Here is a 9,253-nt window from a genome sequence, read left to right as displayed (position 1 = left end):
AAAGGCAGAAGGGAGCTTGACTGTGACACCGACGGGTGGAGCAGGTACGAAAGTAGGACTTAGTGATCCGGTGGTATAACGTGGGATTGCCATCGCTCAACGGATAAAAGCTACCCTGGGGATAACAGGCTTATCACTCCCAAGAGTTCACATCGACGGAGTGGTTTGGCACCTCGATGTCGGCTCATCGCATCCTGGAGCTGTAGCAGGTTCCAAGGGTTGGGCTGTTCGCCCATTAAAGCGGTACGCGAGCTGGGTTCAGAACGTCGTGAGACAGTTCGGTCCCTATCCGGCGCAGGCGGAGGAAATTTGATAGGAGCTGTCCTTAGTACGAGAGGACCGGGATGGACGGACCGCTGGTGTATCTGTTGTACTGCCAAGTGCATGGCAGAGTAGCCAAGTCTGGAAGGGATAAACGCTGAAGGCATCTAAGCGTGAAGCCCCCCTAAAGATAAGATTTCCCATACCATAAGGTAGTAAGACCCCTTGAAGACTACGAGGTTGATAGGGCAGAGGTGGAAGTGTAGCAATACATGGAGCTGACTGTTACTAATCGGTCGAGGCTTTAACCAGAGAAGGCAGAGTGAGGGATGACTTGTAAGAGATCTTGTATGATGTTTTGAAGGTACATTGAAATTTTATACCAGAGACTAAGAGATATGAAGCAAAATGGTTGACATCTTTAGTTTTTGATTATATAATTCTATTATGGCCCGGTGGCTCAGCCGGTTAGAGCGCCGCCCTGTCACGGCGGAGGTCGTGGGTTCGATTCCCATCCGGGTCGTTTTTATGCTGTGGGATCATAGCTCAGCTGGGAGAGCACCTGCCTTACAAGCAGGGGGTCACAGGTTCGAGCCCTGTTGGTCCCATTTTTATTGAATAATTTTATATGCCGTTGTGGCTCAATTGGCAGAGCAGCTGATTTGTAATCAGCAGGTTACCGGTTCAAGTCCGGTCAACGGCTTCACACCTGATTATCAGATTTCTGATAATTGAGGTGTTTTAAATATATATGGTGGGATTCCCGAGTGGCCAAAGGGGGCAGACTGTAAATCTGTTGGCAACGCCTTCGAAGGTTCGAATCCTTCTCCCACCATTTAACTAATATCGCGGGATGGAGCAGTCTGGTAGCTCGTCGGGCTCATAACCCGAAGGTCGTTGGTTCAAATCCGGCTCCCGCAATTTCCGCGTTGTGTTGGAGTACACACGGATATATAATAAAATCGTGTTTCATATATAATTTGCCCAGATAGCTCAGTCGGTAGAGCAGAGGACTGAAAATCCTCGTGTCGCTGGTTCGATTCCGGCTCTGGGCATCTTTTTTTATTCTATGGAAAGACATTTGCAGATAAAGTGTATTATCGTTTCATCGATAGTACACTTTTTTTCTTTTGACAGATATGATAAAATATGAAAAAAATAAAGGAATTATAATAGAAATGTCAATTTATGAAGAATTAAAAAGATTGAATATAGAAGGAAAATATCCTTTTCATATGCCAGGTCATAAAAGAAATTTTAAGGATATATTCCAGGGCGATAATATATTTCAATTAGATATTACTGAAATAACCGGATATGATGATTTGCATCAGCCTGAAGGTATGATTAGAAAATCCATGGATTATATAAAGCAGGTTTATGGGACGAAAGAAAGTTATTATCTTATAAATAGCAGTACTGCTGGAAATCTCGCAGCAATATCAGCATTATGTAATATAGGAGATAAAATTCTTGTTTCAAGAAATTGTCATAAATCAGTGTACAATGGTGTCGAGCTTTTGGGCCTCAATCCGGTATATGTATATCCCAAAATAGATTCAAAAGGAATATGTGAGGGAATTACGGTAAATCAGATTCAAAAGATTATTGAAGAAGAAAAAGATATAAAAATGGTAATGATTGTATCCCCAACATATGAGGGAAGAACATCAGAAATATCTTTAATTTCAGATTATTTACATGAAAAGAAAATTCCTTTGGTAGTAGATGAAGCTCATGGAGCACACTTCATTTATAATGAAGCTTTTCCAGACAGTGCAGTATCACTAGGTGCGGATATTGTTATACAAAGTCTTCATAAAACATTACCTTCTCTAACTCAAACAGGATTACTTCATTTATGTAGTAATTGTGTTTCAAAAGAAAAAATGCAGAAAGAGTTGTCTATATTTCAAAGTAGCAGTCCATCATATATCTTAATGTCCTCTATTGACTATTGTGTCCACAAGTGCTGTGAAGATAAAAAAAGTTTTCAACAATATGTTCAAAATATAAACATTTTAAGAAGAAAACTGGAATCATTAAAGCATTTATCAATAGTAAAAACAGATGACATAGGTAAAATAGTAATTTCAACAATAAATACCAATATAACAGGTCAGCAATTATTTCAAAAGCTAAGAGAAGAATATAATCTGGAACTGGAAATGGCAGAATTATATTATGTTATAGCAATGACAAGTGTTTGCGATTCTAAAGAAGGATTGGAGAGACTGTATGATGCATTAATTGAAATTGACTCAGATCTACAGATAAAAGATAATAGAATAATACGGTTTTCAAATATTCCTAATAGAAAAGTAATGATTCCAAAAGAAGCAGGAGCAAAGGAAAGAAAAGCGGTAAATTTTCAGGAAGCTGAGGGAAAGATAAGTGCTGATTTTATTTATCTATATCCACCGGGGATTCCTCTGGTCGTTCCAGGAGAAAAAATTTCTGCAGGTGTAATAGAAAAGATAAAAGAATATAAAACTAATCATATGAAGATTGTTGGATGCAATAAAAATCAAATAAATATTATTTATGAGAGGATATAAATATGGGATTATTTATAACAATGGAAGGACCAGATGGTTCAGGAAAATCTACGCAAATTGAATTATTAAGAGACTATTTATCTCATAAAGGTTATGATATAATAGTATGCAGAGAACCAGGAGGGACGCCTATAAGCGAAGCTGTAAGACAGGTAATTCTCAATAAAGATTTTACTGAAATGGGGAACATGACAGAATTACTATTATATGCATCTGCAAGAGCTCAGCTTGTCGAGGAGGTTATCCGTCCGGCAATAAATGCAGGAAAAGTTGTAATTTGTGATCGGTTTGTGGAATCTTCCGTAGTGTATCAAGGAATTGCAAGAGGAATGGGTATAGATCTGGTATATGATGTTAACAGGTTTGCCATTGGCGATACAATGCCAGATATAACATTTTTTATTGATGTTGATGCCCAGACAGGCATTGCAAGAAAGAAGAAGCAGGCAGAATTAGATCGTATGGAAAGAGAAGCCTTAGATTTCCATATTAAAGTAGTTGAGGGATATAGAACACTTGCTGCCATGAATTCAGACAGGATTCATAGAATAGATGGCAATTTATCTATCGAAGAAATACATAGACAAATTATAACAGAGGCAGATAAAATAATTTCATGATGAAGGTGACGTATATGAAGAGTTTTGAATCAGTAATAGGACATAAAAAAATAATTTCTCATTTTGAAGAAGCAATAAAGATGGGAAAAGTTTCCCATGCTTATTTATTAAGTGGTGAGGACGGAAGCGGCAAGATGACTCTTGCTAAGGCATTTGCCAAAGCTCTTTTGTGTGAAAAACAGGAAGGTTGTGGAGAGTGTATTTCATGTAAGCAGATAGATTCTGATAATCATCCTGATTTGATTTATATTACTCATGAAAAGTATGAAATCAGAGTTGATGAGATTCGAAAAGGAATCAATGAAACAATTGATATTAAGCCATACAGCAGCAATTACAAAATATATATTATTGATGATGCAGACAGAATGAATCAAGGTGCGCAGAATGCTCTGTTAAAGACACTGGAAGAGCCTCCTGCATATGCCATAATATTATTGCTGACCAATAATAAAGATCGTTTATTGGATACAATTTTATCCAGATGTGTAACATTGACACTGGGCTCTGTAAGGGAAGAAGAAATTGTAAAATATCTGGAGGAAAAGACAGAGGCAAAGGATCAGGATATTCGTTTTGCAGCATCTTTTGCACTGGGAAATATTGGAAAAGCATTACATGTGGTAAATACTGAAGAATTTAAAGAAATGTTTCAGGAATCCATGAATATTCTGGTTCATATTCAAAGCATGGAAGTTAATGAAGTTATTTCATATTTAAAAACTCTGACTACATATAAGAATGAAATATTTGATTTTCTGGATATATTAATGGTATGGTATAGGGACATGCTTATGCTGAAAACAACAGGTTCTTTAAATCATTTAATTTATAAAGATAAGTATCGGCAGATAAAAGAACAGGAAATATATATTTCTTTCGAAGGAATCAGTCATATATTAGATGAGATACAAAAAGCTAGAAGAAGACTGGTTGCAAATGTTAATTTTGAAGTAGCAATGGAAATGCTGCTTTTGACGATAAAGGAGAATGGTAAAGTATGGTAGAAGTAATAGGAGTACGTTTTCGTACTGCCGGTAAAATATATTTCTTTGATCCCAGAGATTTTCAGGTTAAAATGGGAGAACATGTAATAGTAGAAACATCCAGAGGAATTGAATATGGAAAGGTTGTTTCAGAACGCAGAATGGTAAAAGAAAAATGCGTTAGAGAAGAATTGAAACCGGTTTTAAGAATTGCTACTCCGGAAGACGATCAGAAAGCAATAGAAAATCGAGAAAAAGAAAAGGAAGCATATAAGATTTGTCAGGAAAAAATTAAAGAGCATAATCTTGAAATGAAACTGGTTTCAACAGAATATACTTTTGATAATAATAAAGTATTGTTTTATTTTACAGCAGATGGAAGAGTAGACTTTAGGGAACTTGTAAAAGATCTTGCTTCGGTATTTAGGACACGAATTGAACTTCGTCAGATAGGAGTTAGAGATGAAGCAAAAATGCTTGGAGGAATAGGTATTTGCGGAAGAAAACTTTGTTGCAATACATTTCTTTCTGAGTTTGCACCGGTTTCAATTAAAATGGCAAAAGAGCAGAATCTTTCTCTGAATCCTACCAAGATTTCAGGTGTATGCGGAAGATTGATGTGCTGCTTGAAAAATGAGCAGGAAACCTATGAATATCTTAATAGTAAACTTCCTAAAATTGGGGAGATAGTCAAAGCGAAAGATGGAATTACAGGAGAAGTACAACGAGTTGATGTTCTTCGTCAGAAGGTTAAATTAATCGTTGAAGATGAAAATGGAGATAAAGATATTCAAGAATATAAAATAGATGATTTATTAATGAAGAGAAAGAAACAGGGATGCCCGGGTTGTAAAGGAAATGGTAAAAGAAAGAATTGATGATCTTGGAATAAGAGGATATAAAATTATTCAAAAGGAAGATGGATTTTGTTTTGGAATGGATGCTGTTCTGTTGTCAGATTTTGCATCTGTAAAAAGAGGAGGAAAAGTCCTGGATTTGGGAACAGGTACAGGAATTCTTCCCATTTTAATGGAAGCCAAGACAGAGGGTTCTTATTTTGCCGGACTGGAAATACAACCTGATATGGTTGAAATGGCAAAACGAAGTGTAAAACTAAATCAGCTTGAGGAGAAAATTGAAATCGTGGAAGGGGATATAAAAGAAGCTTCTACGATTTTTTCTCATGACAGTTTTGATGTGATAACATCAAATCCACCATATATGATTGGAAATCATGGATTAAAGAATCCAAAGGAAGCAAAGGCCATAGCAAGACATGAAGTATTATGTACTTTTGCGGATATTTCTCAGGCTGCCAGAAAATTATTGAAAAACAGAGGCACATTGTTTCTTGTTCATAGAAGTTTCCGGTTAGCTGAAATATTAAATCAGTTGTCAATGGATGGACTTGAACCAAAAAGAATCCGATTTGTTCATCCCTATAAAGAAAAAGAATCTAATATCTTTTTGTTGGAGGCAGTAAAAGGTGGTAAACCAAGGATGATTGTTGAACCGCCATTGATCGTATATGAGCAGCAAAACAAATATACAAAAGAAATATATAAAATCTATGGGATGGATTCGGAGGAGAAATAATGGCAGGAATTTTATATTTATGTGCGACACCTATAGGAAATCTTGAAGATATTACATTTCGTGTGGTCAGAACATTAAAAGAAGTTGACTTAATAGCAGCTGAGGATACCAGACATAGTATAAAACTGTTAAATCATTTTGAAATAAGGACTAAAATGACAAGTTATCATGAGTATAACAGAGTTGAGAAAGCAAAAGTTCTTGTGGAAAAATTAAAAGAAGGAAAAAATATTGCATTAATTACAGATGCAGGAACTCCGGGAATATCAGATCCGGGAGAAGAATTGGTAAAACAATGCCACGAAGCAGGAATTCAGGTAACAGCACTTCCAGGAGCCTGTGCACTTGTCAATGCACTGATCATTTCAGGACAGCCAACAAGAAGGTTTTGTTTTGAAGCATTTCTTCCTACAGATAAAAAAGAAAGAAAAGATATATTAGAACAATTGAAGAATGAGACCAGGACAATTATTATTTATGAAGCGCCTCATCGTTTAGTACGAACATTGGAAGAACTCTTAGAACTGCTTGGAAACAGGAAAATGACATTATGCAGAGAACTAACAAAAAAGCACGAATCTGTTTTTTTATCTGATATGGAAAGTATTCTGGAATATCATAAAGAAAATCCTCCCAAAGGAGAATGTGTTTTGATTATTCAGGGAAAATCTTTTCAGGAAATTAAAGAAGAAAACCAAAAATCTTTTTTGGAAATGTCATTAAGTGATCATATGAATATCTATATGGATCAGGGTTATTCAAAAAAAGAAGCAATGAAAATGGTTGCCAAAGATAGGGGTGTTGGAAAAAGGGATATATACCAACAACTTCTGGAAGAAGAATAAAAAAAGTTCCTCTTGATTGAGGAACTTTTTATTTTTATATAATAATTATAATGTACTATTCTGAAATTTTAAGTCCAGCAATTCGAGCAAGTTCTTTGATGGAATTCTTAGAAACTTTTTTTCCTTTATACTCTACTAAATCATCCATTTCACCAGTGAAAATATCTGTAGGATTATATTTTTTCAAAATAATTTTATCGTCATCTACAAATATTTCAAGAGGATCACGTTCATTTACATCAAAACTACGACGTAATTCAATAGGTAACGTAATTCTACCAAGCTCATCAAGCTTTCTGACAATGCCTGTACTTTTCATGTGTACCTCCTTGTTTATTTAATCAACCATTATACAGATTAACCATAGCATACCAAATAATGGTTGTCAAATAATTTAGTTATTTTACCCATAATGAAAGTAAAAAATTATATTAGCATATCTCAGCACCAGCCGGCATGTCTTTTTCAGGGGTTACAAGTGCAAGTTCACCTTTCTCGTTTTCAGCACATAAAAGCATACCTTCAGAAAGTACACCTGCCAGTTTTGCAGGTTTTAGATTCACAAGTACCATAACTTTTTTTCCGACCATTTCTTCTGGAGTATAATGAGCCTTGATACCTGATACAATCTGCTTAACCTGGCTTCCGATTTTAACCTGTGAACACAACAGTTTTTTTGATTTTTTAACAGGTTCACAGGCAATAATTTCACCAACCTGGAACTGCATTTTCATAAAATCATCAAAAGTAATCTCATCTTTAGGTTCAATGTCAATCACTGGTTCCCCAGCGGCAGCCTGAGCATCCATTAATTCTTTTGCTTTTTCAAGGACTTCGGCTTCATCTAGTCTTGCAAAAAGAATTTCAGGTTTTTCTGTTACTTTTGTTCCACTTATATAGTTTCCAAAAGTATCCATCTTGTCAAATGGTACAGTTGTTGTATTTAACTGATCCATAATTTTCTGAGAAGTTTCTGGCATATATGGTTCAAGCAAGCTTGCTCCGATTACAATTCCTTCTACAAGGTTGTACAGGACTGTAGCAAGACGGTCTTTTTGAGCTTCATCTTTCGCAAGGATCCAAGGCATGGTTTCATCAATATAGCGATTACATCTGCGGAACAGATTGAAAATTTCTGTTATAGAATCTGCAACACGAAGATTAGCCATTTTATCAGCAACTTTTTGTTTTGTTCCTGTTACTACAGCTTTCAGATCATCATCAAAATCTCCCTGAACATTTTTATTTTCAACAATTCCTCCAAAATATTTATTGGACATGGAAATGGTGCGGTTTACAAGGTTACCTAAAATATTAGCAAGATCGGAATTCATTCGTTCAACCATTAGTTCCCAGGTAATAACACCATCACGTTCAAATGGCATTTCATGAAGAACAAAGTAGCGGACTGCATCTACACCAAAGAAGTCTACAAGATCATCGGCATATAAAACATTACCTTTAGACTTACTCATCTTACCGTCTCCCTGAAGAAGCCAAGGGTGTCCAAATACCTGTTTTGGAAGTGGAAGATCTAAAGCCATTAAAATAATAGGCCAGTAAATAGTATGGAAGCGGATGATATCCTTACCGATCAGGTGAAGATCAGCAGGCCAGAACTTATTAAACTGGTCTGTGCTGTTACCATCACAGTCATATCCGATACCAGTGATATAGTTTGTTAATGCATCTAACCATACATAAACAATATGACCTTCATCAAAATCCACAGGAATTCCCCATTTGAAAGATGTTCTGGATACACATAAATCCTGCAGACCTGGAAGAAGGAAGTTGTTCATCATTTCATTCTTACGGGATTCTGGCTGAATAAATTCAGGATGAGTATTGATATGTTCAATTAAACGGTCTGCATATTTACTTAATTTAAGAAAATATGCTTCTTCTTTTGCAGGCTGAACTTCACGTCCACAGTCAGGACATTTTCCATCAACTAACTGGCTTTCTGTAAAGAAAGACTCACAAGGGGTACAATAAAGTCCTTCATAATGACCTTTATAGATGTCTCCCTGTTCATATAATTTTTTGAAAATCTTCTGAACCTGCTTTTCATGATCTTCATCAGTTGTTCGAATAAACTTGTCATAGGATGTATTCATTAAGTCCCAGATGCGTTTAATTTCACCAGCAACGTCATCAACAAATTCTTTTGGAGTTACGCCTTTTTCTTCTGCTTTTAATTCAACTTTCTGACCATGTTCATCAGTTCCAGTCTGGAAAAATACATCATATCCTTCCATTCTTTTATATCTTGCAATACTATCTGCCAGAATAATTTCATAAGTGTTTCCAATATGAGGTTTTCCAGAAGTATAAGTAATTGCTGTTGTAATATAATATGGTTTTTTACTCATAGTTTTCCTCCG

General features: G+C 35.8%; 7 protein-coding genes, 6 tRNA genes, 1 rRNA gene and 1 pseudogene (1 of these 15 cut by a window edge). 13 read left to right on the top strand and 2 right to left on the bottom strand.

Going from position 1 to position 9,253, the window contains the following annotated elements; all coding sequences use genetic code 11:
- From BHF70_RS07850 to rsmI, 13 genes are all read left to right on the top strand, one after another.
- Window positions 1–573: ribosomal RNA gene (locus BHF70_RS07850) — 23S ribosomal RNA — on the top strand (it extends 2,312 nt beyond the left edge of the window).
- Window positions 574–710: 137 nt separating this feature from the next.
- Window positions 711–784, top strand: a tRNA-Asp gene (locus BHF70_RS07845).
- Window positions 785–796: 12 nt separating this feature from the next.
- A tRNA-Val gene (locus BHF70_RS07840) sits at window positions 797–869 on the top strand.
- A gap of 22 nt (window positions 870–891) precedes the next feature.
- Window positions 892–964: transfer RNA gene (locus BHF70_RS07835), tRNA-Thr, on the top strand.
- A 50-nt stretch (window positions 965–1,014) separates the two neighbouring features.
- A tRNA-Tyr gene (locus BHF70_RS07830) sits at window positions 1,015–1,096 on the top strand.
- 12 nt (window positions 1,097–1,108) lie between these two features.
- Window positions 1,109–1,182 (top strand) — tRNA-Met (locus tag BHF70_RS07825).
- A gap of 61 nt (window positions 1,183–1,243) precedes the next feature.
- A tRNA-Phe gene (locus tag BHF70_RS07820) sits at window positions 1,244–1,316 on the top strand.
- A 123-nt stretch (window positions 1,317–1,439) separates the two neighbouring features.
- Complete coding sequence (locus BHF70_RS07815) at window positions 1,440–2,819, top strand: aminotransferase class I/II-fold pyridoxal phosphate-dependent enzyme (protein WP_192846103.1); 1,380 nt, start codon at window positions 1,440–1,442, stop codon at window positions 2,817–2,819.
- A 2-nt stretch (window positions 2,820–2,821) separates the two neighbouring features.
- Complete coding sequence (gene tmk, locus BHF70_RS07810) at window positions 2,822–3,439, top strand: dTMP kinase (RefSeq protein WP_075759709.1); 618 nt, start codon at window positions 2,822–2,824, stop codon at window positions 3,437–3,439.
- Window positions 3,440–3,453: 14 nt separating this feature from the next.
- Window positions 3,454–4,446: a DNA polymerase III subunit delta' gene (holB, locus tag BHF70_RS07805; protein ID WP_075759708.1), complete on the top strand. Its 993-nt coding sequence runs from the start codon at window positions 3,454–3,456 to the stop codon at window positions 4,444–4,446.
- Window positions 4,440–5,303: a PSP1 domain-containing protein gene (locus BHF70_RS07800; protein ID WP_075759707.1), complete on the top strand. Its 864-nt coding sequence runs from the start codon at window positions 4,440–4,442 to the stop codon at window positions 5,301–5,303. The genes holB and BHF70_RS07800 overlap by 7 nt, the downstream gene beginning before the upstream one ends.
- Window positions 5,284–6,021, top strand: a complete 738-nt coding sequence (locus tag BHF70_RS07795) for a tRNA1(Val) (adenine(37)-N6)-methyltransferase (RefSeq protein WP_075759706.1) — start codon at window positions 5,284–5,286, stop codon at window positions 6,019–6,021. Before BHF70_RS07800 ends, BHF70_RS07795 begins: the two co-directional genes overlap by 20 nt.
- On the top strand, window positions 6,021–6,866 hold the full coding sequence (gene rsmI, locus BHF70_RS07790; RefSeq protein ID WP_075759705.1) for a 16S rRNA (cytidine(1402)-2'-O)-methyltransferase: 846 nt from the start codon (window positions 6,021–6,023) through the stop codon (window positions 6,864–6,866). The genes BHF70_RS07795 and rsmI overlap by 1 nt, the downstream gene beginning before the upstream one ends.
- 55 nt (window positions 6,867–6,921) lie before the next feature.
- Here the strand turns inward: rsmI and BHF70_RS07785 are convergent, their stop codons facing one another.
- Together BHF70_RS07785 and metG are read right to left on the bottom strand one after the other, a co-directional pair.
- Window positions 6,922–7,185 carry an AbrB/MazE/SpoVT family DNA-binding domain-containing protein gene (locus tag BHF70_RS07785; protein ID WP_075759704.1) on the bottom strand — a complete coding sequence of 88 codons (264 nt, stop codon included), beginning with the start codon at window positions 7,183–7,185 and terminating at the stop codon, window positions 6,922–6,924.
- A gap of 112 nt (window positions 7,186–7,297) precedes the next feature.
- Window positions 7,298–9,244 (bottom strand): annotated as a pseudogene (gene metG / locus BHF70_RS07780) (methionine--tRNA ligase); the annotation flags it as partial.
- Between the last annotated feature and the right edge of the window lie 9 nt (window positions 9,245–9,253).

This window comes from Anaerostipes sp. 494a (assembly GCF_001940315.1).
Classification (GTDB): Bacteria; Bacillota; Clostridia; order Lachnospirales; family Lachnospiraceae; genus Anaerostipes; species Anaerostipes faecalis.
Note: the sequence above shows the minus strand (reverse complement) of the source record. Positions and strands in the feature narration are given on the sequence as shown.

Bases quoted from the DNA above. Each gene is read 5' to 3' on its own strand.
- BHF70_RS07795 (WP_075759706.1), top strand. From the start codon at position 5,284: ATGGTAAAAGAAAGAATTGATGATCTTGGAATAAGAGGATATAAAATT.
- BHF70_RS07800 (WP_075759707.1), top strand. From the start codon at position 4,440: ATGGTAGAAGTAATAGGAGTACGTTTTCGTACTGCCGGTAAAATATAT.
- tmk (WP_075759709.1), top strand. From the start codon at position 2,822: ATGGGATTATTTATAACAATGGAAGGACCAGATGGTTCAGGAAAATCT.
- BHF70_RS07815 (WP_192846103.1), top strand. From the start codon at position 1,440: ATGTCAATTTATGAAGAATTAAAAAGATTGAATATAGAAGGAAAATAT.
- rsmI (WP_075759705.1), top strand. From the start codon at position 6,021: ATGGCAGGAATTTTATATTTATGTGCGACACCTATAGGAAATCTTGAA.
- holB (WP_075759708.1), top strand. From the start codon at position 3,454: ATGAAGAGTTTTGAATCAGTAATAGGACATAAAAAAATAATTTCTCAT.
- BHF70_RS07785 (WP_075759704.1), bottom strand. From the start codon at position 7,185: ATGAAAAGTACAGGCATTGTCAGAAAGCTTGATGAGCTTGGTAGAATT.